This is a genomic window from Methanococcus maripaludis, assembly GCF_013760955.1.
GTDB lineage: Archaea > AGJL01 > Methanococci > Methanococcales > Methanococcaceae > Methanococcus > Methanococcus maripaludis_A.
Genome location: NZ_JACDUL010000001.1, coordinates 81,996 through 107,817 on the forward strand (window position 1 = coordinate 81,996; position 25,822 = coordinate 107,817).

At 34.0% G+C, this 25,822-nt stretch carries 26 protein-coding genes and 1 tRNA gene; 4 read left to right on the plus strand and 23 right to left on the minus strand.

The features are described 5' to 3' along the window. Positions 1–49: 49 nt before the first annotated feature. Positions 50–547 carry a pyrimidine dimer DNA glycosylase/endonuclease V gene (locus HNP90_RS00410; RefSeq protein ID WP_011976903.1) on the plus strand — a complete coding sequence of 166 codons (498 nt, stop codon included), beginning with the start codon at positions 50–52 and terminating at the stop codon, positions 545–547. Here the strand turns inward: HNP90_RS00410 and HNP90_RS00415 are convergent, their stop codons facing one another. The 12 genes from HNP90_RS00415 to HNP90_RS00470 form a co-directional block, all read right to left on the minus strand. Continuing rightward, the gene (locus HNP90_RS00415) at positions 548–1,222 is read right to left on the minus strand and encodes a nuclease-related domain-containing protein (RefSeq protein ID WP_011976904.1); all 675 of its coding nucleotides are present in this window, start codon (positions 1,220–1,222) and stop codon (positions 548–550) included. It abuts the gene before it with no gap. A 29-nt stretch (positions 1,223–1,251) separates the two neighbouring features. Next, on the minus strand, positions 1,252–2,220 hold the full coding sequence (gene hemB / locus HNP90_RS00420; RefSeq protein ID WP_011976905.1) for a porphobilinogen synthase: 969 nt from the start codon (positions 2,218–2,220) through the stop codon (positions 1,252–1,254). 142 nt (positions 2,221–2,362) lie between these two features. Next, entirely contained in the window at positions 2,363–3,691 is a 1,329-nt protein-coding gene (locus tag HNP90_RS00425) for an FAD-dependent oxidoreductase (RefSeq protein WP_011976906.1), read from the minus strand. A 376-nt stretch (positions 3,692–4,067) separates the two neighbouring features. After that, positions 4,068–4,844: an ATP-binding protein gene (locus HNP90_RS00430; RefSeq protein WP_011976907.1), complete on the minus strand. Its 777-nt coding sequence runs from the start codon at positions 4,842–4,844 to the stop codon at positions 4,068–4,070. A 220-nt stretch (positions 4,845–5,064) separates the two neighbouring features. Continuing rightward, positions 5,065–6,213, minus strand: coding sequence for an ABC transporter substrate-binding protein (locus tag HNP90_RS00435; RefSeq protein ID WP_011976908.1), 1,149 nt, complete (start codon positions 6,211–6,213; stop codon positions 5,065–5,067). 105 nt (positions 6,214–6,318) lie between these two features. Further along, positions 6,319–6,891, minus strand: a complete 573-nt coding sequence (locus HNP90_RS00440; protein ID WP_011976909.1) for a zinc ribbon domain-containing protein — start codon at positions 6,889–6,891, stop codon at positions 6,319–6,321. Beyond that, a complete protein-coding gene (locus HNP90_RS00445) occupies positions 6,869–7,324 on the minus strand; it encodes a hypothetical protein (protein ID WP_258558892.1) in 456 nt (151 codons plus the stop codon). The genes HNP90_RS00440 and HNP90_RS00445 overlap by 23 nt, the downstream gene beginning before the upstream one ends. Before the next feature lie 85 nt (positions 7,325–7,409). Beyond that, positions 7,410–8,219: a YkgJ family cysteine cluster protein gene (locus tag HNP90_RS00450; protein WP_011976910.1), complete on the minus strand. Its 810-nt coding sequence runs from the start codon at positions 8,217–8,219 to the stop codon at positions 7,410–7,412. Positions 8,220–8,235: 16 nt separating this feature from the next. After that, the gene (locus HNP90_RS00455) at positions 8,236–9,729 is read right to left on the minus strand and encodes a helicase HerA domain-containing protein (protein ID WP_011976911.1); all 1,494 of its coding nucleotides are present in this window, start codon (positions 9,727–9,729) and stop codon (positions 8,236–8,238) included. 90 nt (positions 9,730–9,819) lie between these two features. After that, on the minus strand, positions 9,820–11,715 hold the full coding sequence (gatE, locus tag HNP90_RS00460; RefSeq protein ID WP_011976912.1) for a Glu-tRNA(Gln) amidotransferase subunit GatE: 1,896 nt from the start codon (positions 11,713–11,715) through the stop codon (positions 9,820–9,822). A 31-nt stretch (positions 11,716–11,746) separates the two neighbouring features. Next, positions 11,747–13,003, minus strand: coding sequence for a Glu-tRNA(Gln) amidotransferase subunit GatD (gatD, locus tag HNP90_RS00465; protein WP_011976913.1), 1,257 nt, complete (start codon positions 13,001–13,003; stop codon positions 11,747–11,749). A 93-nt stretch (positions 13,004–13,096) separates the two neighbouring features. Next, positions 13,097–13,807, minus strand: a complete 711-nt coding sequence (locus HNP90_RS00470; RefSeq protein ID WP_011976914.1) for a peptide arginase family protein — start codon at positions 13,805–13,807, stop codon at positions 13,097–13,099. Between the two features lie 137 nt (positions 13,808–13,944). Between HNP90_RS00470 and HNP90_RS00475 the strand changes: the two genes are divergently transcribed. After that, entirely contained in the window at positions 13,945–14,961 is a 1,017-nt protein-coding gene (locus tag HNP90_RS00475; protein WP_011976915.1) for a DUF1786 domain-containing protein, read from the plus strand. Positions 14,962–14,985: 24 nt separating this feature from the next. Here the strand turns inward: HNP90_RS00475 and HNP90_RS00480 are convergent, their stop codons facing one another. From HNP90_RS00480 to crcB, 9 genes are all read right to left on the minus strand, one after another. Further along, entirely contained in the window at positions 14,986–16,302 is a 1,317-nt protein-coding gene (locus tag HNP90_RS00480) for a bifunctional hexulose-6-phosphate synthase/ribonuclease regulator (protein WP_011976916.1), read from the minus strand. A gap of 85 nt (positions 16,303–16,387) precedes the next feature. Continuing rightward, a complete protein-coding gene (locus HNP90_RS00485; protein ID WP_011976917.1) occupies positions 16,388–17,827 on the minus strand; it encodes a 2-oxoacid:acceptor oxidoreductase family protein in 1,440 nt (479 codons plus the stop codon). 1 nt (position 17,828) lies between these two features. After that, complete coding sequence (locus tag HNP90_RS00490; RefSeq protein ID WP_011976918.1) at positions 17,829–18,884, minus strand: 3-methyl-2-oxobutanoate dehydrogenase subunit VorB; 1,056 nt, start codon at positions 18,882–18,884, stop codon at positions 17,829–17,831. Positions 18,885–18,894: 10 nt separating this feature from the next. Next, positions 18,895–19,134 (minus strand): 4Fe-4S dicluster domain-containing protein, encoded by a 240-nt coding sequence (locus tag HNP90_RS00495; protein ID WP_048060412.1) that lies wholly within the window; start codon positions 19,132–19,134, stop codon positions 18,895–18,897. A gap of 79 nt (positions 19,135–19,213) precedes the next feature. After that, positions 19,214–20,893, minus strand: a complete 1,680-nt coding sequence (locus tag HNP90_RS00500; protein WP_011976920.1) for an AMP-binding protein — start codon at positions 20,891–20,893, stop codon at positions 19,214–19,216. Positions 20,894–20,931: 38 nt separating this feature from the next. Beyond that, positions 20,932–21,486, minus strand: coding sequence for a helix-turn-helix domain-containing protein (locus tag HNP90_RS00505; RefSeq protein ID WP_011976921.1), 555 nt, complete (start codon positions 21,484–21,486; stop codon positions 20,932–20,934). A gap of 241 nt (positions 21,487–21,727) precedes the next feature. Further along, positions 21,728–23,347: a fumarate reductase (CoM/CoB) subunit TfrA gene (gene tfrA / locus HNP90_RS00510; RefSeq protein WP_011976922.1), complete on the minus strand. Its 1,620-nt coding sequence runs from the start codon at positions 23,345–23,347 to the stop codon at positions 21,728–21,730. A gap of 22 nt (positions 23,348–23,369) precedes the next feature. Then, positions 23,370–23,699, minus strand: coding sequence for a DUF190 domain-containing protein (locus HNP90_RS00515; protein ID WP_011976923.1), 330 nt, complete (start codon positions 23,697–23,699; stop codon positions 23,370–23,372). A 4-nt stretch (positions 23,700–23,703) separates the two neighbouring features. After that, positions 23,704–24,072 carry a fluoride efflux transporter CrcB gene (gene crcB / locus HNP90_RS00520; protein WP_011976924.1) on the minus strand — a complete coding sequence of 123 codons (369 nt, stop codon included), beginning with the start codon at positions 24,070–24,072 and terminating at the stop codon, positions 23,704–23,706. A gap of 104 nt (positions 24,073–24,176) precedes the next feature. Between crcB and HNP90_RS00525 the strand changes: the two genes are divergently transcribed. Then, positions 24,177–24,251 (plus strand) — tRNA-Arg (locus tag HNP90_RS00525). Between the two features lie 74 nt (positions 24,252–24,325). Here HNP90_RS00525 and HNP90_RS00530 read toward each other — a convergent pair. Then, positions 24,326–24,664 carry a DMT family protein gene (locus HNP90_RS00530; RefSeq protein ID WP_011976925.1) on the minus strand — a complete coding sequence of 113 codons (339 nt, stop codon included), beginning with the start codon at positions 24,662–24,664 and terminating at the stop codon, positions 24,326–24,328. Positions 24,665–24,735: 71 nt separating this feature from the next. Between HNP90_RS00530 and HNP90_RS00535 the strand changes: the two genes are divergently transcribed. Further along, entirely contained in the window at positions 24,736–25,248 is a 513-nt protein-coding gene (locus HNP90_RS00535) for a GNAT family N-acetyltransferase (protein ID WP_011976926.1), read from the plus strand. A 15-nt stretch (positions 25,249–25,263) separates the two neighbouring features. Here HNP90_RS00535 and HNP90_RS00540 read toward each other — a convergent pair whose 3' ends face one another. After that, positions 25,264–25,815 carry an AAA family ATPase gene (locus HNP90_RS00540; protein ID WP_011976927.1) on the minus strand — a complete coding sequence of 184 codons (552 nt, stop codon included), beginning with the start codon at positions 25,813–25,815 and terminating at the stop codon, positions 25,264–25,266. Between the last annotated feature and the right edge of the window lie 7 nt (positions 25,816–25,822).

A 25,822-nucleotide genomic window follows, 5' to 3' on the forward strand; every position in this document is an offset into this window, starting at 1 on the left:
TTTTAAATATAGTTTTATTATTGTTTTTTTAAGTTTTAGAGGGATAATAGTGCAACTCTTTATTTTAGATTCCGATCCAGCAAAAGCTGCAAAAATGCACTGTGATAAACACGTTGTAAAGATGCCCCTTGAAGCTGCACAGATTTTATCAACAGTTCACCATATTCATGCTTCAATTTACAAAGAAAAATGCTATAAAAAAACGCATGAAAAACATCCCTGTGTCATATGGGCTTCGAAAACTAGAAAAAACTATGAATGGACACTTAATCTTTTAAAAGCACTTTTAGCAGAATACACTTATAGATACGGAAAAATACATAAATCTTCTGAAATTTTAAATTATTTGGAATATAATCCAGTAAAATCGGATTTAAACGAATTAACACCTTTTGCTCAGGCAATACCAACCGAGTATATTTCAAATGATGCGGTATCAGCATATCGGAAATATTATATCGCAGAAAAATCAAGATTTTGTAAATGGACAAAAAGAAAAGCGCCTGATTGGTATTTAAAAGGATTAAAAAAAGATAACAAAACTTAACTATAACTTTAAACCGCATTTTAAATTATTTGGACATTTGTGGCTTTTTTCAATTTCAGAAGTTTTGAGTTTTGAACCGCATTTTGGGCAGAAGTAATTTTTATCACCATTGATAATTTTTACAACAGGATACTCCCCAACATTTAAGCCGGGTTTTGAATTATTATGGTGTAACAATGCATATAATATATTTTCAACTTCTTTTTTATCAATTACAGGATTTTCGTATTGTTTTATTTGTCTAATAAGTTTTGGACTGTTTATAACACTATCGAACTCCACCTCTATTTTTGAAGTGGCATTGAAGACAGTTATGGGAATTATTTCAATATTTAATGAAAACATTTCTTTTAACATTTTTATTGATTTATCATTTTTCAAAAGAGGATTTTCAATTAAATTTTCGCGACCATTTGTTTTTTGAATCCATTTGCCATCCTTAGACTTTGCAATGATTCCAGATATATTTTTTGAGTTTATAACAAAAATTCCATATCTTGAAATTATAAGGTAATCAATGACAGCTGAATCGCCATTGCACTCTAAATTATAGTTTTTTAAAATAGAATACTCGTTTTTATCGAGATTTCTTAAGAATAAATTTATTGGAAAATCTTCTAATCTTCCAGTTATTGGCGATAAACTATGTTGTGAAATTGAAGTTATAAATCCCATAATCCCCCTCATAATTAATTTATAATTATTTATAGCCAATTGGCTACTTCTTTTGCCCAGTATGTTATTATAAAGTCAGCACCTGCGCGTTTTATGCCCAACAGAGTTTCAAATATTGCCCTTTCCCGATCAATCCATCCATTTTGGGCTGCTGCTTCAATCATTGAATATTCCCCACTCACACAGTAGCCCCCTACAGGAATATTGGATGCTTCTTTTGCCATTTTTACAATATCCAGATACGGAAGGGCCGGTTTTACTAAAATCAAATCTGCACCTTCTTGAATATCGAGTTCTATCTCTTTTAAAGCCTCTTTTGAGTTTCCAATATCCATTTGGTAAGATTTTCTATCTCCAAATTGGGGCGTACTTTCTGCAGCATCTCTGAAAGGCCCGTAAAATGCCGAAGCATATTTTGCAGCATAGCTCATTATCGAAACGTTTTTAAATCCATTTTCATCCAAAACATTTCTAATTTTTAAAACTCTTCCATCCATCATGTCAGAAGGTGCTACAATATCTACTCCTGCTTTCGCATAGGATAAAGCAATATTTCCAAGGATTTCGAGAGTTTCGTCATTTAATATTTCTTCCCCATTTATTATGCCGCAGTGTCCGTGGCTAGTATACTCACACATACAGACATCTGCAATTACTAAAAGGTCATCTCCCAAGTTAGCCTTCACTTTTGAAATAACCTTTTGAACTCCACCATTTTCATTTATCGCAGAAGTTGCAAATTCATCCTTTTCAGTTGGAATTCCAAATAGGATTACTGCAGGAACCCCCGATTTTGAAATTTCAACACATTCATTAACTGCGGAGTCTATCCCATATCTGAACTGGCCAGGCATTGATAAAATCGGTGTTTTTTCGTCGTTCTTTAAATTTTCATCTATGAATATTGGCATTACTAAATCATTTTTTGTTAAAACTGTTTCTCTTACTAAATCTCTGATTTTCTGATTTGTTCTGAGTCTTCTTGGCCTAATCAACATTTAATCGCCCGACAATCTATTAATCGTTAAAGTTAGGTATAATATATCGTAATCAAAAAATATGGTTTAAAGGATTATAATAGTTTTTGTTTTCAAATTCAATAAAAAAGTTTAAAAAAGGCTAAGATGCCGATAATCGTACTTAAAATTTATCGAGTGTATCTTCTGCAGCGAAAACTATCGGGTCAATTACCATTGAAACTGGTGGTGCATAACAGAATTCTTGATTTGCTAATTCTTCAACAGTCATTCCATTTGAAATTGCAACTGACATTGCGTCTACCCTTTCTGCTACTCGTTCTTCTGAAATAATCTGACAACCGATTACTCTATTCGTATTTTTGTCTGCAACCATTTTTATGTAAATTGCTTTTCCGCCAGGGTAATATCTTGCTCTTGTGAGTGCTTTTGAGTATCCTAAAACAACTTCAATTCCATTCATTTTTGCAGCGGTTTCTGTCATTCCTGTTCCACCGATTTCTAGACTTCCAATTTTTGAAACCATGCTGTTTAATACAGGTTTAATTTCCGCTTCAAGTCCTGCAATACGTTTAGCTGCTACTTTTCCCTGCCTTACTGCAGTTGTTCCAAATGGTGAAAGCGTGTTTTGCATGGTTATTGCATCGATTACTTCAACACAGTCCCCAACTGCATAAATATTTTCAATTGATGTCTGCATTTTTTCATTTGTAAGAACTGCCCATCTTCCAATTTCACAGCCTGCTTTTTTAGCAAGTTCTATGTTTGACCTAACCCCTGTTGACATGATAACCATTTCTGCAGGAATTGTTTCTTCACCAACTAAAACTGCTTCAACCTTGTCGTTTCCGATGATTTTTCCAACTGGTTTTTCAAGGATAATTTTAATTCCCTGCTCTTCCAAATATTTCTGGACAGTTTCTGCCATATCGGGATCTAATGCTCTTGGGAATACCTGTGGAACCATTTCAACAACAGTTACATCAAGTCCAAGTTCTTTCAATCCAAATGCAATTTCAATACCAATAGCTCCAGCACCTGCAACTACTGCATTTTTAGTGTCTTTTGCCCATTCTGTTATTTTTTGACCATCGTCAATAGTTCTTACCTTAAATACCCCATCTAAATTTACCCCTTCAATTGGAGGTACAAATGGAGTTCCACCTGTTGCCAAAACTAAATTATCGTATTTAATTTCTGTTTCGGTTCCATCTTTTTTGTAAATTACTTTATTTTCATTTGAAACTACATCTAAAACTTCAGCTTCGATAATTACATCGATTCCTTTTGTTTTATAGTCTTCAGGTGTGTGCATGATTATACTTTCAAAATCTGCAATTTCTTTACCAATTACGTAAGGTATGGCACACGGGGAGTATGCAATGTAATTATCTGAAGTAATTACTGTTACTTTTGCATTTTTATCGTGTTTTTTTATGTTTGATGCGGTTGTAAGTCCTCCTGCACCGCTTCCGACTATTACTACGTCCATATTTTCACCAAAATTAACTAAAATGTTTGCGTAAATTACGAATAATTCTTAGAATATAGGAGCTTTTTTCAAATATATAAATTTAATTGATAATAACAAAAATCTAACCTAATAGAGCCCTAAAAAAGCATTTTTTTCATTTTAAACTGCGTATTGTCCAATAAAGGTTATTAAAATTCTTAAAATAGAGTCCAGTATATCAAATAAATAACGTTCAAATTTTGGTTAAATTATTCTTGCACCAATATTTTAAACGCAAATTACGTCTTTATCTAAATTTTAGTCTAAAAGAAGATTACCAAATAGCTATAATTACCCAAAGTTTATTTAAAAAATATATTTTTAAAAAAGAAAAGTTAATTCGTTTATTTATTTACTATTTTGATTCCACACTGGTTATTATTTCCCCAATGTCTCCTTCGATCATGTTATTATCGAGCCTGTTTCCTTTAAGGTTTTCACGGGCCATTGTCTTTGAGTAAGGTATGACACCAATAATTGGAATATTCTTTTCAGAAATAGCATCTTCAAGGATTGACCTTGTTTCATCATCAACCCTATTCAAAACAACTCCAAATGGTTTGCCTGCTTCTTTGGATAACTCCGATACTTTTTCACTCAGTAAAACTGCATCATTGGATGGATCAATTACCATTATTACGGAATCTACCCCTTCAACTATTCCTCGGCCAAAATGTTCAACCCCAGCTTCGGTATCCACCAAAACCCACTCATTTTTATCCACAATAACATGATTTAAAAAGTCTTTTGCAATTACACCCATCGGGCATGCACAGCCCTCGTGGCTATGTTCTATCTTTCCAATCTGCATGAAACCTTTGTTTCCATTCCAACTAACGAACTCTGATGAAAGTTCATTTAAACTACTTTCCTGAAATAGTTCTAATTTTTCTTCCCAATTTGTCCGCATAGCAGCCATTAACTTACCCATAACAACAGGTCTGCCACCCAAATAGTCCATGAGTGTTTTCTCTGCAGGCCCTGTTCCAACCATTGTGCTAAGTCCAAGGTTAGATTCATCTGAATCTACAATTAAAACCTTTTTTCCCTGTTCGTCAATCTTCTGGGCCATTAATGTGATTAATGTACTTTTTCCGCAACCACCACGGCCACAAATAATCATTTTAGGCATGATTTTAACCTCCAATCTACAATTAACTCAGGTGAATACTTAGTATGAACACTTATATAAGTCATACACATTTAATATAAAATATTATTAAACGCCCATAAATATAATTTAAATACTACTAAGAATTAACATTTTTAGCAAATTTTGATCAAAAATAAAGACTTTTCTGCTAAATTAAAAATTTCTTTAAAAGAATAATAAAAAAAGAAAATTATGAAAATTATTGTATTTCTTCCATGATTTCATTGTATATTGTGAAATCGTAGAGAATTGCATTTATTTCTTCAGCATTTTCAAGACCTGCTAATTGGCCAGTCATTGCACCTTGTTCATCCATAACTTTTACAAATTCAGGTCCAATTGATTCTAAAGAACCGATTTCATTTGTAAAACCAATGTTTGGAATTGAAAGTTCTTCAACTTCTAAGTCTGTTCCAAGCCATTCAGCACTCGCATTTATTGCAAGTTCTTGATTTGCCGTAATTTCGTTGTTTGATAAAGCCATTAATTTTAAGAATGTTTTTAAGCCGTCTCTTTTGTTTTCAATTGCATTGTTTGATGCTACAAATACACAGCAAGGGTGGTTTTCCCACATTCCTTCAGGAGGAATATCTCCCGAATAAAGTACTGACTTTCCAATTCCTGAAACTGCTAACTGTTCAGGTGTTGGTTCCCATGCAATTACTGCATCTAATTCATTGCTACTTAATAACTGAGGCATTGTTCCTTGGCCTTTACAGTTAATAAGCTGAACCATTGCATCTTTTTCATTTGGATTTTCTGTGTAGGTAATTCCTTCAGTATCGAGTGCAGATTTTATCATCACATACTGAATGGATGTTGGAAGTGGATGTCCAATTTTTACCTGAACTCCAGATTCTGCCTGTTTTTTTACATATTCAACAAATTCTTCCCAATTTTCAGCAGGAATATCGCTTCTAATAACGATTGCTGAACCTTCAGATTGGGCAGGGCTTACAATTTTTGCATTTGATCCTTGATCAATTGAAAACACAGCCGGAGGAACTCCGTTTAAACCAACGTCAACCTGACCTTGTGCCATCAAGGTCATGATTTTTGCTCCACCTTCAATAACTTTTATAAATTCAACATTTGCTACGAGTTTATCATTTTCATAAAGTTCGTAGGTATTTTTATCTTCAACTTCTTTCAAATAAACGCCATATTCCTCTTGGAATAATTCAGGATATTCTGCTGCAACAAATAATGGTGCATCATGGTCTGATGTAAGGTATGCAACCTTCAAGTCAGCAACTTCTGCATCTGAAGACGTACTGTCTGTACAACCTGCAAATAAAAGTGCCAACAATAAGCTTGCAATTATTGCAAATTTTTTGATAAGTAACACCTCGAATAATCATTCATAGAAAATATGTATTTTTATATATAAAATTTACAGTAAAATAAAAAGTAAAACAGCTTTTAAAAACATTTAAAAAAAGAAGTGTGTTTATTATTTTTTTGAACCTTTGAGTCTGGTTCCACAGTATGGACAGACCATCCACGTTGGATCGACTTCCCTCTTACATCCTGTACATTTTTGAACCTTATCTTCTTCTTTTATAAGCTGGAATCCACAGTGTGCGCAGTTGTTCCAGTTTTCAGTAGTGTGTTTATTACAGTTTGGACAGGGTTTTGTTTCAGGATAAATCATTTCAGTTAAATTTGAACCGCAATTTGCACAGTTTTCCCAACCAATATCGACTACAGAATTACAGTTTTGGCAGTAAATTAAATTTTCAACAAATTTTGAACCGAGAGTCACTTTCACTTTTTCAAGCGCAATTGCAGCCTCCCTTTTTAAAACTTCGTCAATATCATAGTCCATTATTCTTTCAATTCCAGAAATAATTCTCTGGATTGACATTTTGTCAGTCATTTCCATGTACTGTAGTGATTCAGGCCTTAAAACAGTTAAATCAACAATTTTTTTCAAAGTGATTAATTTAGTAGCAGGTACTGAACTTTTGAGCCCGTTTAAGATACTTGCTCGCTCTTCCTCATTAATCGGAACTATTGTAACCATTATCTGCCTCCTTCCAGTAGGGGATATTATCATCCATTACTTTTAAATCTCCTAGTTTAATTATCTTACGATAATAATATTCCATATAGGCCATAACATCTGCTTCAGAAGCGTTTGAAAGTTCTGAAATTTCTATTGCTCTTGTTTCTATTTCGTAAATATAGTATATCTTCATATTTCCGCTGTCATTGTAATAAGAAAGCACTTCAACGGTTTTTATATCGTCAAAATTATTGTAGGAGTACCATAAAATATAACAAAGATCCAATTTTGCAGGTTTATCCAGTTCTCCGTGTAATCTTTCTTCTATAGTATTTCGAACTTGAAAAATTCTTAAAATATTTCCGTCTTCCGAATCAATTTTTTTTACTTCGTAAACCCCATATTTTTCAAATTCTTCCATTTCTGAAAGATTGCTCTTTTTTTCTTGCAATATAATAAGGGGGCCACTGCAAAAAGTAAAACAATTACTAAAATAATAAGGTATTCTTTTATTGTCATGGCTTTCACAATTAATCTCAATTTAGAAGAAGTTTTGAATCAATTACGGCTTCCCCTTTGAGCGGATCTTCATAGTCACTAATAGTGAGCCCGACATTTATAAGATTATCCAGTTCTTTTTTAAAGGACATTTTTCTAAAATGCTCCCTTTTATTTAATTCCTGCATATATCGTAAAATCTCTTTTTCACGGGATTTTTTGATTTTTATGTCAAAATTATTCTTTGATTTTATTTTATCGATAGTATCAGAGGCACCCTCTGAAAATATTTCAAAATATTTTTCAGAAAAACTATCAAATTTTTTGGTTTTAAAAAGATATTTTCCAAGTTCTTCTCGCTCTTCCCAGTAAATTTTTGTTTTTTCGTCCAATTGCGTTTTTTCACTTGCTTCAGTGCCATTTATTGATAATTCTGAAAGCTGATCGTGATACAATTCTTCGCAACATTCTATTGCATGGTTTATTGTTCGCTTACTGGTTTTTCCAGCTTGAATTCCGTTGCAATAGTGCTTTAAAATCAACAGCATTTCGCCATTCCACTTTACCATGAAGCTAAATGGAAAGAGTTTGCACATTGCAGGTTTTGAATCGTAGCCCTTTTCGATTTGTAATTTACATAAATTATTCTCAATAAGTCCGCATTTCCCATTCCTTAAAGCTAAAACATGGCCATATTCTGAATTTGACTTTTCGATGTAATTTTCATAACCTTCGAGTCTCATTCTGTCAAAATAACTCAAGTATACTCTCCAACTTTTACAGCTGCAGCAATATGTACAATTAACGCAAGAATATTTTACTCCGTCAAATGTAACTTCAAAGCTCATAAGCCCTCTTTTGACGCTACAAATCGTCATTAAAAAGTTCATTACTTTCTATAAATTCAGGAATATTCTTTTCTTTTTCGATAGTCCAAAGTTCGTCAAATTTAACGTCTTCACCGCCATATTCTCCTTCAAACCTTTTTATTTTAACCATTGCAGGAATTTTTAAACAAGGGCCTATTATTACCGCTTCTCCAACGTTTAATCCGGGAAGCTGTTTTAATAAATCTTCACTTAAATTTTCTGATGCGTGTTGAACGTGTTTTTGGTCGCTTGGCTCAATTAATTTTGAAATTATGAAATTGTTACACTGGGATAGTGACTCCTGATCAAGGGTTTTTGGCCGTTGTGACACGAGACATATTCCAACACCAAATTTACGACCCTCCCTTGCGATTTTTGAAATCGGAACTTTGGATTTTGTGGGCCTGTTTTGTGGCACAATAAGGTGTGCTTCCTCATATATTATAAATATTGGTTTTGCAACTTTTGTATCCCATAATACTTTTTTTCTATCCTTTAAAATCTCCCCCGTAAAATAAGAGATGATTAAATCAGTGCTGCTTTCGTCTAATTCGCTTATATCAACAATATTTACGTAATTTTCTTTTATATCCTGAATCGGATTGTAGTTTATTGCGGTGATTTTATCCTTAAAAGTCATTAAGTCTTCAAATCGCATAATTAATGTCAAAATACTGTCCACTTTGCTCTTGAATTCATCCATTCCCATGTAATAATTAAGTTCGTTGATAATCGAGTTTATATATTCATCAACAGTATTGAAATCGACTTCTTTGTACGTTTCCTTTATTTTTTTCATTGCACGTCTTCCCATTGCCCGTTGGACTGTAGCTTGTGGGTCAACCCCTGCAAGAGTCATTAATGCGTCATACGACATGTTGTATACATTTATTTTTGGCCGTATGATATTTCTTCGAATTATACTGCTCTTTGCTTCAATTTCAACATATTCTCTGTGCATGTCAAAAACTAAAACGGTTGCGTGAATGTTATTTAATTCTTCCAAAAGAACAGAAACGGTATTTGATTTACCCATCCCAGTAATTGCAAGTATTGCCAGATGCCTTGAACAGAGCTTGTTTACATCGAGCTTAACTTTTGAATCTGCTGAAATTAAATTTCCAATTTCGATTGTTCCTTTTGAAAAAATTTCCCCTAAAATCTTTTCAGATGCGTTATACACTTCAGTTCCGGGTTTTGGCGGAATTCTTGGGATTTGCATATTTTTTACATCGCCCAAAATCTTTATTTTACCAATTGTATAATATGAATCGTTGTTTTCAAAATATTTCAATTTTTCAAAGTCTTTGATATTGTAAACTTCTTCAAAGATTTTGCATCCTTGATTAACCGATTCAACCATTCCCAAAATTTCTAAATCGCAGTAATTAATCGATACATAACTTCCAATTTCAGGTAACTGCTTTGCAAGGAAATTTAACTCAGTATTTGAGGTTTCACCTATAACATAACCCATTAAATTATCCAAAAATACCGCCCTCCGGTTTTATCTGAAAAATATTAAAAATTAAAAATATTTAAAAAAATTGATAAATGTTTTAATATTGTTCTAATTTATTTACTGAACTTTTTCTTTTAATTTTTTCTGTAATGTTGTGTTTATCAGTTTCCCGTCAGCGTTTCCCCTAAGCTGTGCCATACATCTTCCCATCAAAAGGCCCATTGCACCCATTCCTTTTTCATTTACTGTTGAAATGTTTTGATTAATTATATCTTCGATTATTGATTCTACTTCTTCAACAGACATTGAAGACATTCCCTTAATTTCCAAAACTTCATCGAGGTTCTTTGCAGGGTTTTCGATAAATCCTTTTATAACATCAGGAACTGCTTCTTTTGACATTTTATCTTCTGAAAGTCCTTTGAAAACTTCATCAAGATGTTCTTCGGTCAATACCTCAGTTTCGAGCCCTTCTCTTTTTATTTCTTTTAATGTAGCTTCGAGAGTTGTCGCAATTAGTGTAGGCTTAATTTTTGAATATTTTTTTGCCAGACTTTCAAACAAATCAACATGGTATGACATTACCATCTGTTTTGCAAGATCTTCGTTTAACTCGTACTCGTTTACAAACCTTACGAGTTTTTCTTCAGGCATTTCTGGAAGGTTATTCCTAACCATTTCGAGTTTTTCTTCCGTGATTGTAATTGTTGGAACATCTGTTTCAGGATACATCCTTGCAGCACCAGGAAGTGGCCTTAAGTATGATGTATTTCCATCATCGAGTGCTTTTCTCGTTTCTTCAGGAATTCCGATCATTGATTCTTTTGCCCTTTCGATTACTGCGTTGAGTGCTCTTTCAACTTTGTTTTTCTTATCCGCAACCAAAATTACAGCATCATTTTCGCCACAACTCATGAATTCTTTTAATTTTATAACTTCTTCTTCGGTAATTCCGTATTTTGGAAGTTCATCGGTGTGGAATAATCCGCCAACCCCACCAAGAACTTTTCCACGATCTGAAAATTCTGTTCCAAGCCTTCTTCCAGGCTGAACTTCCCTTCCAATCATTCCTGAAAATCCGTTTAATAAAATTGCTTTAATTACACCTTTATTTTTGAGTGCACTTTTCAAAACTTTTGATTCGGTGTCTTTTAAAAGTTCGGTGATGTCTTTTATTTCATCGATAACTTCTGCATTTCTTTTTAAAAGTTCTTCTTTAATTTCATTTAAACTTATTTGCCTTGTAACTTCGTTTTCGATGATTTTTTCAATTAAATCAAGGTTTTGAACCCCCTTAACTTCAATTCTTGCACCGCCTTTAATTGAAATATTTACATCCTGACGGATTGTACCTAGACCCCTTTTAACCTTTCCAGTTGCCCTTAAAATCGTTCCGATCCTTCTTGCAGCTTCTTTACCCATTTTTGGAGATGTGATATCTGGTTCAGTTGTAATCTCTAAAAGCGGAATTCCAAGTCTATCAACACAGTACTTCGTGTAATCTTTTCCATCTTCAATTTTTTTACATGCATCTTCTTCTAAACAAATGCTTGTAACCCCAATATTTCCATAGTCTGTTTCAATAAATCCTTCTTGGGACACAAACATTGTTCTTTGAAATCCGGATGTATTTGAACCATCAATAACCATTTTTCTCATGACTTGAATTTCATCCGCCATTTTCATGTTCATCAGTGTTGAAACTTCTAATGCAGTATCCACTGCTTCAGGAGCAACGTCGTGAGGTGGTTCGTCATCAAGTTCTACGAGACATGTTGTATCGTTGTAGTACTGGTAAATAAACTTCTTTTCCTTTTTTGATTCGAGCAATGCTGCCTTATCAACGTGGCCCATTTCACTTTGAGATGGTCTCAAAACCCGTTCAATTTCCCCGTGAGGTTCGTCATCCCTTATTTTTGTAGGGCAGTTACAGAAAAGTTTTCTTTTAGTGTTTAACTGCTGGTGTATCTCAAGTCCGACTTTCAATCCAAGTTTTTCATAATCATAATCCATAATTATCACCAAAAATCAAAGTAAATATAAATTAGCACTCCAAATTAATAGATTCGTTAATTTCTCCGGCAATATCTTTAGACATTAATTCTTTTGCATCTTCGATTTCGTAATTTCCAAGTAAATACATTAATTTAACAAATGCAACTTCTGAAAGCATGTCTTCACAAGGAATTACTCCTTTTGCCTGAAGTTCTCGCCCATTTGAATAAACATTCATGTTTACTCGACCGTTAATTGTTTGGGTAGTCATTGCAACTAAAACGTTGTTTTCATTTGCGTAATCGATTCCTTCAAAAAACGTTTCAGGAGTGTGTCCAAGTCCCGTTCCTTCTAAAATAATTCCTTTGTATCCTTTATCAACGTAAAACTTCAAAATTTCGGAATCAATTCCAGGATAAACTTTAATTAATGCTACTTTTTCTTCCAAATTTGTATTCAATACTATTTCCTTGATTTTTGACTTGTCCTGGTTTTTAACATCCCTTAAATATTTTACTTCTTTTGTAAATGGATTAATTTCTGCGAATGGTGTTTTATTTACTGATTTGAATGCATCTCTCCTTGATGAATGGAGTTTTCTAACCTTTGTACCTTCGTGTAAATGGCATACTGTATCCCCAGTTTCACCGTGCATTAATACATAAACTCCTTTTATCGGTTCAGTTGCAGCTTTTACTGCTGAAATTATGTTTAATGCAGCATCTGAAGAAGGTCTGTCACTACTTCTTTGAGCACCGACCAAAATAATTGGAACTTCTGAGTTTACCATGAATGAAAGTGCTGATGCAGTGTAGTGCATTGTGTCAGTTCCGTGTGCAATAACAATTCCTTCTGCACCGTTTTCAATTTCTTCTTTTATTGCTTCTGCAGTCATCACCCAGTACTTTGGAAGCATGTTTTCACTTAAAATATTCAAAATAACTTTTCCTTTGATGTTTGCAATATCTAATAATTCAGGAACTGCCATAATTAAATCGTCTGCTGTAAATGCGGGGTGAACTGCACCTGTTTTATAGTCGACTCTTGAAGCAACAGTTCCCCCAGTTGATAAAATAGAAATGTTTTTTAATTTTGGGTTTTTTTCTAAATTAAGAGGTGGAAGGCCGTATTTTGGTTTGTCCCCAGATTCCAAAATTTCAATATTTTTTATTTTGTTTTTATCAATTCCTACGTTGTATCCACTTTTCATTTTGATTACAATCGTATCTTCGTTTAAAGACGGCATTACCGTTCCAGAATATGTCGTGTTTTCCAGTTTGAGTTTTACAAAATCACCGATATCCATATTTCCACCTGTTTTGATAAAATAATATGAAGATTAAATAAAATACGTCATTATGGTATAAAAAAATTAAACTTAAGCATTTGAGTTAAATTCTTAAATTTCTTCGATGTATTCTTTTACGATTGGAATTAACCGATCTATTGTTTTTGGAGTGTATTTTGGAGATATGCTAAATACCACATAATCAAAATTTCCTTTTTCAATGTAATCGTTTCCAGATATTAATTTAAAAGGGACTTCAGGTTCCAAATCCAAAATTTTTACATTTTTAATTTCATTTTCTATTTTTTCAGTTTTTTTAAGCTGAATAATTCCACTTTTTACATCATAATCCTTAAAATGAAAATTTAAAAGATCATTTCCACCTTTTGGGTGTGTAACATAAGTTAATCTATCAATCCACCGATTTGCAATTGCAAAAGCAAGATAATTTCCCTCATACATCATTTCAGGATCATTTCTTTTTTCAACAGGTTTATGGAGGAGCTCTTCCATGATATACTTGTATGAAAAGTCCCCAAGCCCGAGATCTGCGTGAGCATCGATGTGAATTACGTCAAAAGGAACTTCGATTTCATTTTTCTCGATAAGTTCTCTCCAAAAATAAAAAGCTTCGTGGTGTTTTTTTACAATTCTTCCTTTTATTTTATTATTTTTAGATAAATTACAGTTATTTTCTAAAAATTCGATAAATTTATCTTTTTTCCATACAACATACTCTTTTTCATCGAGTCTTTTATTTCCTTTTTTCCAAAATGCAATTTTATTTAAGAAAAAGTCCAGATCAATATCTAAAATTCTCATAGTTTCACAAAAATCAATTAAAAGCAAGACAACTATAAAATTCATGATATAAATAAAAAATCTTAAAATAGAGAAGTAGAATAATACCATCAAATATACTTAACATTTATTAAAAAATGTCATTTAAGGTGATTACTTTGAATATATTATGCATCGACATTGGAAAAGGAACTCAGGACATTTTGTACTTTGATACTGAAAAAAACGTTGAAAATGCAATAAAATTAATACTGCCATCCCCCACAACAATTATTTCTCGAAAAATTATGAAATTGAAAGAAGATTTAAGAATCAATGGTAAATTAATGGGCGGGGGCCCGGTTTCGTTTGCAATAATGCAAAAATTAAAAAAAGGATATAATGTAGAAATTTCCGAACGGTGTGCGAGAACCATTAGGGATGACTTAGACGAAGTTAGAGAAAAAGGAATTGTTATAAAGGATGAAATAAAAAATCCAAACGTAAATTTAGAAGATTTAGATTTTGAAATGTTGAAATCAATATTTTCTTCGATGAATCAGGAATTTTCACCGGATGTTGTCTGCGTAGCCTGCCAGGACCACGGATTTGTAAAAGGGCAGAGTGATCGGATTACTCGATTTAAATACTTTGAAAAAAAATTAAATGAAACTAAAGATCCTTATGAATTTTATTTTGATAATAAAAAGCATAAAACAGACAATTTTTCACGATTTGAATCCATTTTAAAGACGCTTGATGAAAATAAATACAATGGATTTGTAATGGATAGTAAAATGGCATCAGTTTGCGGTATTTTAAATTATGCAAATGAAAACAATATAAACGAGTTTATCGGACTTGACATTGGAAACGGTCATACTTTAGGGGTTTCAATGCAAAACCAAAAAATTAACGGCCTTTTTGAACACCACACCAGATTAATCGATGCTCAAAAACTAAAAGACATTGTTGAAAGAACTTGCAATGGAACTTTGAAAAATGAAGAGGTCTATAAAGACAACGGACACGGTGCATGTGTAACATGTAAAACTGAACCTGAATCCATACTAATTGCAGGTCCAAACAGGGAATTATTTAAAAATTACGGTGCTTATGCATATCCTGGCGGAGATGTAATGATTACAGGCTGTATCGGTCTTTTAGATGTTTATAATAAAATAGGAAAAATCTAAGGATTAAATTTTATAATTAACTTTTTATTTTTTTAATTCCCAGTCTTTTAATCTTATTGTTTTTGCTAGTGTTGTTCCACGCGTTATTTCTTCTTTGACCCTATCTTCCCTTTCTTTTACATCGATTGCCCTGTTTGCAATTTCCATTGCCTCATTTTTTGGAACCACAATAATTCCGTTTTCGTCCCCAACAATCCAGTCTCCCGGTTCAACCGTTCTTCCCGCACATTCAATTACTGCATTTATTTCTCCAAATCCTTTTGGTTCTCCCGCAGTTGGAGTTATACTTCTCGCATAGACTGGAATTCCAATTTTTAAAATTTCTTCGACATCCCGAACAGCACCATCGATTACAATTGCAACTACCCCTTTAGTTTTACAAGAAAGCGTTGCAAGTCCACCCCAGCAGGCAATTTCAGAACTGCAGTTGTCAATTACCAAAACATTTCCTGCTTCGCAATCATCTATCGCACTTACAGGTTTACTCCAATCCCCAGAATAAGTCCTAACTGTAACTGCAGGTCCTGCAAATTTCAAAGGTTTTTCAGAGTTCCAAACTGGTTTTAAACCATTCATTTCACCAGTTCTGTGCATTGCGTCACTTATATTTGATGTACTTACAACATTAAATGCATTAACTAGCTCATTTTCATTAAATTTCTTAAATTTATCCGTTTTTACAGGTTTTCCGGTTTCGAGGCCTTTTATAATATCTCTTGCAGTTTGTTCAGGGTCTGCGGATTTGTATAATGTTCCTCCCGCAATTATTATGTCTGCACCTGCTTCGTATGCTTTTACCGCGGTTTCGCTGTTTAAACCGCCTGCTGCTGCAATTTTTGCTTTCTTACAGTTTTCTGAAACTCGTTTTACAAGTTCAACAGGATCGACATTTAAAACCTGTTGGTCAAGTCCTACGTGGATATTTATGATATCTACACCCATTTCTTCGAGTTCAACTGCTCTTTTTATTGGGTCTTCAGTTGCAATCAAATCAGTTCCAACTAAAACCCCGTATTTTTTTCCAGCTTTTACAGCATCTTTTATCATTGAATCGGGACCGACACCCAATATTAATATTACATTTGCACCTGCTTTTGCCGCCATTTCAACTTCGGTACTTCCTGCATCCATTGTTTTCATATCTGCAACGATTGTAAGGTTTTGGAAGTTTTTTCTAAGTTCCCTAATTGCATTCATTCCTTCGGATTTTATTAATGGAGTTCCTGCCTCAACCCAGGTAACTCCGCCTGCAACTGCCTCTTTTGCAATTTCTATTGCCCTTGGAAGATCAACAAGATCAAGAGCTACCTGCACCGGAGGTAATTCTGATTTAACCTGCATAATATCGCCCCTTTCGATTAAAAAATAAATAAATCTTTGTAAATTAAAATGTTTTAGAAAATATTTGTTAATTTAAAAAAATTAATTATAAAGCTAAATTTTCTTTAGCCCATGAAATTCCTGCATTTAATATTTCAACGTTTATAGGAATTAATTTAGGTTTTTTTGAGAAAGTTTGTTCTATTGCACCAACAAATACCGATTCAGAAAGTCCAGTGTAGCCAATTGCAGATAAAACTCCAAGCATTACAGTATTTGCCGCTCTTGAAACGCCCATTTCAGTTGCGATTTTTGAAGCTGGAACTTTTATTGCAGTAACCCCATTTGGAATTTCAAAATCCCCAATATTTTCATCATAAATTATTGTTCCGCCAACTTTCACGTCTTTTGCAAAGTTTTCAAGCGATGGTTTGTTTAAAGCAATTAAAACTCCTGGGGAGTATACTACAGGAGATCCAATTTCGTGTCCCGAAATTATAACGGAACAGTTTGAGGTTCCACCTCTTTGTTCTGGGCCGTATGACGGGTACCATGAAACGTACTTTTGGTCCCTGCATGCTGCTTCTGCAAGCGTCAAACCCATACTTAAAACTCCCTGTCCACCAAATCCTGCAATTTTTACAAGTTTTTCTTCGAAAGAAAGGTCTTCTGATGGATCCTCTGAACCTTTTGAATTTACTTCAAATATTTTGTCAAGACATTCTTTTGAAAAGTCACTTTCTCCACGATCCAATGTTTCAACTTCAGCGCTTCTGTCTCTGAAGTTTTGTAGTGGGAATTCTTTTTCCATTTCTTCGTTTATGAATTTTTCAGCAGCTTTTGCATCCTGTTTCAAGTTCGTTGGGCAGGGTGATAATATTTCAACAAATGCATATCCTTTTCCATCTCTTTGAATTTCAAGAGCCTTTTTGATAGCACGTTTTGCCTTTCTTATGTGTGCAATATCTGAAACTGAAACTCTTTCAATAAATACTGGAGCTTTTAAGCTGCTTAAAAGTTCGCACATGTGAATTGGGTATCCTGCAAACCTTGGATCCCTTCCAGTTTGACAGGTTACAGTTTTTTCACCAATAAGTGTTGTTGGAGCCATCTGGCCACCAGTCATTCCGTAAACTGTGTTATTTACGAAAAATACTGCCATTTTTTCTCCACGGTTTGCTGCCTGAATTGTTTCATTCAATCCAATTGATGCCAAATCCCCATCTCCTTGGTATGACATTACAATTGCATTGCCTTCTGCTCTTGAAACACCAGTTCCAACAGCTGGAGCTCTTCCGTGAGCCACTTGGATATTTCCGCAGTCAAAATAATAGTATGCAAATACTGCACATCCAACAGGGCTGATTAAAACGCATCTATCGACAATTTCAAGTTCATCAATTGCCTCTGCCATTAATTTATGGATTATTCCGTGTCCACAACCTGCACAGTAGTGCGTTGCAGTTGGTGCAGAACCTCCCTTTCTTTCAAAAACTTCAGGCATTGCATTTGGCTTTTTCATAATTTTTTCCGTAATTTCTGTCATTTTAGTTGCCTCCTGCAATTTCTTTAATTTTAGCTAAAATCTGATCCACTTCAATTAAATTTCCACCAAGCCTGTTTACAAGTTCTATTGGTCTTTTACAACATGTTGCAAGTTTAATATCTTCAGCCATTTGACCGTTGCTCATTTCAACTGAAATAAATGTGCATTTTCTCTCTGCAAGTTTGTTAAGTTCTTTTTCAGGGAATGGGTAGAGTGTTTTTGGTCTGAATAACCCTACTTTTATTCCCTCTTTTCTTGCAACATCTACTGCAGTTTTTGAAATTCTGCTGCTTATTCCGTATGAAACAAGGATAATTTCAGCATCTTCAAGCATGTATCCTTCAAAATCCTGCTCATTTTCTTTTATTACTGCGTATTTATCCTGTAATTTGTAGTTAAATTCTTCAAGTTCTTTAAAATCTAAGAAAATTGACGTAACTAAATTTTTCCTTGTTTCTTTTGTTCCTCGGACTGCCCATGAGTCATCGATTTCAGGTTTTATTGCCTGTTCAGGGAATTTTAATGGTTCAACCATCTGTCCCAAAACACCATCTGAAAGAACGATTACGGGATTTTTGTACTTTGTTGCAAGTACGAAAGCTTTTGCAGTGAAATCGCACATTTCCTGAACTGAATTTGGAGCTAAAACTATATTTTTGTAGTTTCCGTGTCCCCCACCTTTTACAGCCTGATTGTAATCAGCCTGTTCTGGTCCGATATTTCCAAGACCGGGTCCCGCCCTTTGTACATTTACAAGGACGCATGGAAGTTCAGAACCTGCTAAAAATGAGATTCCTTCTTGTTTTAAACTCATTCCTGGACCGGATGTAGCACATAATACTCTTTTTCCGGTTGATGCTGCACCGTAAACCATATTTATTGCAGCTTCTTCTGATTCTGCTTGAACAAACTTCCTCCCAACCATTGGGAAGTATTTGGAAGCTTCGTGAAGTATTTCACTTGCCGGAGTTATCGGGTATCCAAAGTAACAGTCACATCCTGCATACATGGCTCCGATAATAACAGCAGTGTTTCCTTTTACAAGTTGTGTTGCCATATTATCTCCTCTAATCGCATTTTTTAAGCGGGATGTGTACTTCTATTGCTAAAGGTTCTGGACAAGTGTAGTAGCAGTTTCCGCAACCTGTGCATCCTTCGCCAGTGTAAATTACGTAGTGATAGCCTCTTTCATTCCAGTCTTTGCTCATTTCTAAGACGTCTTTTGGACATGCAATTATACATCTTTCACATGCTTTGCATTCGAGAGTGTTAATTACAGGATAAGGTTTTTTTGTAGAACATTCCATGTTTTCATCTGTTTTCATTTAAATTTTAAAAATAATTTTTCGATCAAATGTATTCTAAAAAAAATAATTTTTATGGTATTTAATTATTACTTTTTTCTTCATCCTTTTCCCGGATTTCTACGCGCCTAATTTTACCACTGATTGTTTTTGGGAGCTCTTTTACAAAATCGATAGCCCGTGGATATTTGTAGGGTGCAGTGTTGTGTTTAACGTGATCCTGAAGTTCTTTTTTGAGTTCTTCGCTTGCTTCGTAATCAGGAGTTAAAACAATTGTAGCTTTAACTATCTGGCCCCTTATAGGGTCAGGAACTCCAGTTATTGCGCATTCAAGCACTGCAGGATGAGAAATAAGTGCACTCTCTACTTCGAAAGGACCGATTCTGTAACCAGAACTTTTGATTAAATCGTCGTTTCTCCCAACAAACCAGAGGAATCCATCTTCGTCTTTCCATGCAGTGTCCCCTGTGTGGTAATAACCATCGTACCATGATTTTTTGGTTCTTTCGGGGTCTTTAAAGTATCCTGAGAAAAGACCGAGTGGTTTTCCATCTTTTGTTTTGAATACGAGTTCTCCTTCTTCACCAACATCGCACTCTTTTCCATCCGGCCCTTTTATCATTAAATCAAAAATAGGTACGGGTTTTCCCATTGATCCGGGTTTTGGATCCATCCAAGGGAAGTTTGCAACAGATACAACCGTTTCGGTCTGCCCAAATCCTTCCATTAACCTAAGTCCCGTAAACTCTAAAAATTTATTATATACTTCTGGATTTAATGGTTCTCCAGCAGTTACTGCATAGTGCACACTTGAAAAGTCTGCTTTTGAGATATCCTGCTTGATCATGAACCGGTAAATTGTAGGCGGTGCACAAAACGTTGTAACTTTATATTTTGCAATTTTTTCAAGCATATTTCCTGCATCGAATCTGTCATAATCGTAAACGAATACAGCAGTTCCTGCAATCCATTGACCGTAGAGTTTTCCCCAGATACACTTTGCCCAGCCACTGTCTGCAACAGTATAGTGAAGTCCATCGTCTTCAACGTTTTGCCAGTATTTTGCAGTTGTAATATGCCCTAAAGGATATTCATGATCGTGCTGAATCAATTTTGGATATCCAGTAGTTCCTGATGAAAAGTATGCAACCAATACATCGTTATTTTTAGTATCCATTTCTCCAACAGGCCTTGTAAATTCTTCTGATGATTCCCCCAATTCTTTTGAAAAATCAATCCAATTTTTTTGATTTAAATTTACAACACATGCTTTTAAAACGTCTGAATTAATTTCAGAAACTGCTTCGTCAACATATTCAGGAACCCCATTTTCACCGATGCAAACTATCATTTTTAAGCCTGCTTTTTCAATTCTGTAAACAATATCTTTTGTTGTGAGCATGTGCGTTGCAGGAATTGCGACAGCCCCAATTTTATGAAGTCCAAGCATACAAAACCAGAATTCATACCTACTCTTTAATGTGAGCATTACAGTGTCTCCCTTTTTAATTCCGTGTTTTAAAAAGAAATTAGCTGCTTTGTCACTGTATTTTTTCATATCATTAAATGTAAAGATTTTTTCATCGTTATTATCATCACACCATACGATTGCAATCTTTTCCGGTGCAATTTTTGCGTATTCATCAACAATATCATAAGCAAAGTTAAAGTTTTCAGGAACATCTATCTTAAAAGTTTCCACAAAATCTTCGTATGACTCAAATTCCGTTTTTTTAACATATTCATTGACTAAAGATACCATAATTATACCTTTTTTCGTTTTTAAGATTAAATTAAGTTTTACATTATAATTGCGAGGAATTTAGCGTTTTTCCCATTTAATGCTTCCATAGCATGATCATATCCCGAATCAAAGAATATAGAATCCCCTTCTTCCAAAACAACTTCGTTATTGTGGATGTAAAGTTTTATCGTGCCTTCTAAAATATAGTTAAACTCCTGGCCAGGGTGTGAGTTTTTAGAAGGTTTTTTGCCATCAGTTCTAGGTTCAACAGTTACGATAAATGGTTCTGCTTTTTTATGAATGAATTTTTCAGCCAAATTTTCGTATTTGTACTGTTTCCTTCGCTCTACAGATACCCCTTTTCCTTTTCTTGTAACTGTGAAAATGTGCATTCTGGTTTCTTCTCCAGTTAAAAGTAGCCCCATATCAACTTCAAACTTGTGTGCAATCTCATACAACACACTTGCAGGAATATCGCAGGTTCCTTCTTCGTAATGTTGATATATTTCAGGTGAAACGTTTAAGTGATCCGCCATCTCTTCAATTGAAATTTCTGAGAGTTCCCTCAATTCGCGAACTCTTGATGCAATTTCTTTCATTTTTTCTTTCATATTCGCACCTTTGAAACTAATCAGTTTTAACGTGATAGGGTATTTTAAACCGCATAATTATTGCAAATTTCGGTTGATATATAATGCAAAAGCATACGGAGTATTTAAAATAAATATCTAATTCCGATATATATAATGATCGATAATTATAATTACAAACTATCGTGTTGGACTATATAAATTGTTGTTTTGTACAAAAAGAAATAATTTGAGGATATACTATCTAAAAACAAAAATTAATTTATTCAATTTTTTCAAATTTAATTTTTCCATCACATGCCACAAAGTTTCCAGTACACCCGTCATTGGTTTTTGGATAATCGTTTCTAAAATGTGCGCCCCTTGATTCTGTTCTAAGTAAGGCAGAATTTATTACAATTTCAGAAACTAAAATCATGTTTTCAAGTTCCAACTTTTTTGAAAAGTCCACTATTCCATTTATTGAAACCGCTTTTCCGTTTATTTCATTTATTTTTTCAAGTGCAGCGTTTAATCCAATTTCGTCTCTTGAAATAGAAACAAAATCCCACATTGTCTTTTTTAATTCATCAATTAATGAATATACGTTATCTCCAGAATTTGAATCTTTAAATGTATTTTTCAAGTCTTGGATATATTCTTCAACAAAAGCATATACTTTTGAAATGTCAAGTTCCATTTCAGCGTAATTTAAAGCATTTTTTCCAGCAATTGCTCCAAAAACTTGCGTATCAGCAAGTGCATTTCCACCAAGCCTGTTTGCACCGTGAATTCCACCTGCAACTTCCCCACATGCGAATAATCCAGAAATATTTGTTTCACAATTTTCATTTATTTTAATTCCGCCCATAAAGTGGTGTGCTGTTGGAGCTACTTTCATCGGCTCTTTTCTAATATCCACTCCAACCATCAAAAATTGTGAAAACATTGTTTCAAGCTTTTCTTCGATAATTTCGGGATCCAGATGTGTTACATCTAAATAAACTGCACCATCAATGCCCCTTCCTTCCTGAATCTCGTTATATATCGCTTTAGCAACTACATCCCTTGTTGACAATTCCATTCTTTTTGAATCGTAGTTTTTCATGAATCTTTCTTTATTTTTATTGTATAAAATTCCGCCTTCGCCCCTTACAGCCTCGGTTACCAAAATTCCAGTTCCAAGCATTCCTGTCGGGTGAAACTGAACCATTTCCATGTCAACTAGTTCGACCCCTTCACGATAAGCAATTGCAAAACCATCCCCAACTTTTTGTTTCGGATTTGATGTTATCGGATAAATCTGTCCAGCACCACCTGTTGCAAGAATTGTAGATTTTGCATATACTGGGTAAATATCGCCATTTAATAAATCTAAAAATACTGCCCCAAAACATTTTTTGAGTTTTTTTCCGTTCTCTTCAACTTCATCGACAATTAATTTTATTGCCATTGTGTCTTCTAAAATTTTTATGCGCTCAAATTTATTCAGATATTCCATTAATCCTGCAATTATCTCGTGGCCAGTTCTGTCTCCACTGTAACAGGTTCTATTAAAACTCTGTCCGCCAAACGGCCTTTGTGCAAATTCTGCTTTTTCCGATCTATCAAAAATACATCCAAATTTTTCCAAGTTCTTAAATTCTTTTGGTGCGTTTTTTATCAAAACTTCTACGAGTTTTTTATTGTTTATGTATCCACCGCCCTTCATCGTATCGGAATAATGCTTTTCAAACGAATCTTCGGGATTTAATACTGCATTGTACCCACCTTCAGCCATCACAGTACATCCACTTTTTCCAAAAAGGCCTTTTGAAGCAATTACAACATTTTTCTGCCCGCATTCTATTGCTGCCCTTGCTGCAGCACCGCCACCGCCAATTATGAGCACATCTGTTATCATAAAATCACCAAATGCCGAAATATTATTTTTTTAATTCCTTAAAGACTTCAATGTCTTGCACCGTTATAAGGCCGTTTTCCGACACCATTTCAACGAGTTTTGGCATTATATCATTTAATTTTTCCTCGTAATCGATACATTCAATTACTGCTGGAAGGTTCATGGAAAGTCTTAGTATATCAATTCTCGAAAAGCCCCGGGTTCCATAACCACAATATCCTTTAAAAACCGTTGCCCCTGCAATTCCATTGCTTTTTAGTGTTTTAATTATCGAATTGATAAGTAATTCTTTTCCGTACTTGTCTTCTTCTTTTAAGTAAATCCTGAGAAGTTTTGCAGATATTTTTTTCATTAAATCACCAGAAAAACATTGATGCGAGTCTTCCAAAGTATATCATTACCAAACATCCAAAAACATTTAAAATAATGTTTAATCCGACTTCCAAATAATGATTATATTCTAACATGACAAATGACTCATAACTAAATGTAGAAAATGTAGTAAGGGCCCCGCAAAACCCAGTTATTATTAATAACCTGTATTCAGGAGATAACGAACCAAATAATGAAGAGTACACTATAAAGCCTAAAATAAAACTTCCCAAAAGATTTACAATAAGAGTACCTGTTGGAATTCCAAATTTTACAGGAATTATGCCGCTAACAAAGTACCTCAATATCGCCCCGAAAAATCCACCAAGGCCGATAAGTAGAATTTCTCTCAAAAAATCACCAAATATTCAGATTAGTTTGCCTAACTAAAAGATTTATATAGTATATAATAAATTATATTCAAGAGTACTTCTTAAAATAATATATAATTTTGGTTGGGCCCGTGGTTTAGCTTGGATAGAATACAGGGCTTCGGACCCTGTGGTCGGGGGTTCAAATCCCTCCGGGCTCGTCAACATTTTTAATGATTGATTTGAAAACTAATTATTCTTTTTTAAAATTATTACAAAAATTTAAAATTTTAATTTACCATTTTTTAAAGATGAAAATCGCTGCAAGGATTATAAAAAAGAATCCTACCGCGTAATTCCACCTAAATTCTTCTTTTAAGTAAAGTACTGAAAAGATACTGAATATTACAAGAGTTATTATTTCCTGAATTACCTTCAACTGTGCTGGCGTAAAATAATTTGAGCCGATCCTGTTTGCTGGAACCTGCAAACAGTACTCGAAAAATGCAATCCCCCAACTTACCAGTATAACAATCCAAAGTGGAGACATTTTGTACTTCAAATGCCCATACCACGCAAAAGTCATGAAAATATTTGATAAAACGAGCAATAAAACTGGCAAATACTGTTTCATACCCTACCTTTTTTATAATTTTTAAGTATATAGAATTAAACTGTTTATTAAAATCTTTCGATGGTGTTACTTTGAGTACCAATTTAAAAATTAATATCCGGCCGACAACGGTTTCAGATGCCCCATTAATCTTCGAATTTATCAATGAACTTGCAAGATACGAAAATTTAGAAGACAGCGTTCTTGCAACTGAAGAAATAATTAAAGAGTCGTTATTTGGAAAAAAACAGTATGCCGAAGCTTTGATTGTAGAAGCAGATTTAAAACCTGTTGGTCTTGTTTTATTTTTCCACAATTTTTCGACATTCCTTGGAAAACCCGGAATTTATATTGAAGATTTATACATTAGGGAAGAATTTAGGGGAATTGGAATTGGAAGAAAAACATTTGAATATTTATCAAATCTTGCAAAAGAGCGAAATTGCGGAAAAATTGAATGGACGGTTTTAGACTGGAACCCTGCAAGAAAGTTCTATGAAAAAATGGGTGCAGTTCCTGTTGATGACTGGTTAATTTACAGATTAACAGGCGATAAAATAGATGAACTCTCAGAAAAATATCAAAAAAGTGAAAATAAAAATTAAAATAAGCTTAAAAAATTAATCTGCTTTAATTATATTTTTCAACGTGTTTTCAAGGTCATGTATAAAATCATTGTAATTTCCTTCGTTTACAACCATGTAATCTGAAAGTGCAATTACATTTCCAATTGAAAAATTCAGCTCTCTTTCATCTCTTTCAACAAAGGTATTCCAATCGTTTGAATCGTCTTCACGGTTTCTACCAGATAACCGATCAAATCTAGTTTTTGGCGAAGAGTGAATTGCAATAATATCGAGTTTTGCATGTTTTTTAAGATAATTAACTTCATAAATACTTCTAATTCCTTCGATTATAACGAAATCTTCGCAATTGTATTTTTCATTAACATAATTAAGGCAAGGTATCGCAATTGCCTCTTTTCCATGAAGTTCTCGAAGTTTTACCGCAGTATTTCCTACATTTTCAGGATTTAAAATAAGTCCCTGTTTTGATGTTTCGTGCCTTACAACATCACCCATAGAAACGACTGTTATTTTGTATTTTTCTGCCAATTTCGTAATTGCACTTTTTCCAGATCCGGGCATTCCCGTAATTCCAATTAACTTCATAGTATCC

Coding starts and splice junctions, on each gene's coding strand:
- HNP90_RS00470 (WP_011976914.1), bottom strand. CDS start 13,807: ATGAGAATTTTAGATATTGATCTGGACTTTTTCTTAAATAAAATTGCA.
- HNP90_RS00530 (WP_011976925.1), bottom strand. CDS start 24,664: ATGAAACAGTATTTGCCAGTTTTATTGCTCGTTTTATCAAATATTTTC.
- HNP90_RS00450 (WP_011976910.1), bottom strand. CDS start 8,219: ATGAGCTTTGAAGTTACATTTGACGGAGTAAAATATTCTTGCGTTAAT.
- HNP90_RS00540 (WP_011976927.1), bottom strand. CDS start 25,815: ATGAAGTTAATTGGAATTACGGGAATGCCCGGATCTGGAAAAAGTGCA.
- HNP90_RS00480 (WP_011976916.1), bottom strand. CDS start 16,302: ATGCAGGTTAAATCAGAATTACCTCCGGTGCAGGTAGCTCTTGATCTT.
- HNP90_RS00490 (WP_011976918.1), bottom strand. CDS start 18,884: ATGGCAACACAACTTGTAAAAGGAAACACTGCTGTTATTATCGGAGCC.
- HNP90_RS00415 (WP_011976904.1), bottom strand. CDS start 1,222: ATGGGATTTATAACTTCAATTTCACAACATAGTTTATCGCCAATAACT.
- hemB (WP_011976905.1), bottom strand. CDS start 2,220: ATGTTGATTAGGCCAAGAAGACTCAGAACAAATCAGAAAATCAGAGAT.
- HNP90_RS00485 (WP_011976917.1), bottom strand. CDS start 17,827: ATGACAGAAATTACGGAAAAAATTATGAAAAAGCCAAATGCAATGCCT.
- gatE (WP_011976912.1), bottom strand. CDS start 11,715: ATGGATTATGATTATGAAAAACTTGGATTGAAAGTCGGACTTGAGATA.
- tfrA (WP_011976922.1), bottom strand. CDS start 23,347: ATGATAACAGATGTGCTCATAATTGGCGGTGGCGGTGCTGCAGCAAGG.
- HNP90_RS00425 (WP_011976906.1), bottom strand. CDS start 3,691: ATGGACGTAGTAATAGTCGGAAGCGGTGCAGGAGGACTTACAACCGCA.
- HNP90_RS00500 (WP_011976920.1), bottom strand. CDS start 20,893: ATGGTATCTTTAGTCAATGAATATGTTAAAAAAACGGAATTTGAGTCA.
- HNP90_RS00440 (WP_011976909.1), bottom strand. CDS start 6,891: ATGGTTACAATAGTTCCGATTAATGAGGAAGAGCGAGCAAGTATCTTA.
- HNP90_RS00515 (WP_011976923.1), bottom strand. CDS start 23,699: ATGAAAAAAATATCTGCAAAACTTCTCAGGATTTACTTAAAAGAAGAA.
- gatD (WP_011976913.1), bottom strand. CDS start 13,003: ATGGATATCGGTGATTTTGTAAAACTCAAACTGGAAAACACGACATAT.
- HNP90_RS00505 (WP_011976921.1), bottom strand. CDS start 21,486: ATGAAAGAAAAAATGAAAGAAATTGCATCAAGAGTTCGCGAATTGAGG.
- HNP90_RS00495 (WP_048060412.1), bottom strand. CDS start 19,134: ATGGAATGTTCTACAAAAAAACCTTATCCTGTAATTAACACTCTCGAA.
- HNP90_RS00430 (WP_011976907.1), bottom strand. CDS start 4,844: ATGCCTAAAATGATTATTTGTGGCCGTGGTGGTTGCGGAAAAAGTACA.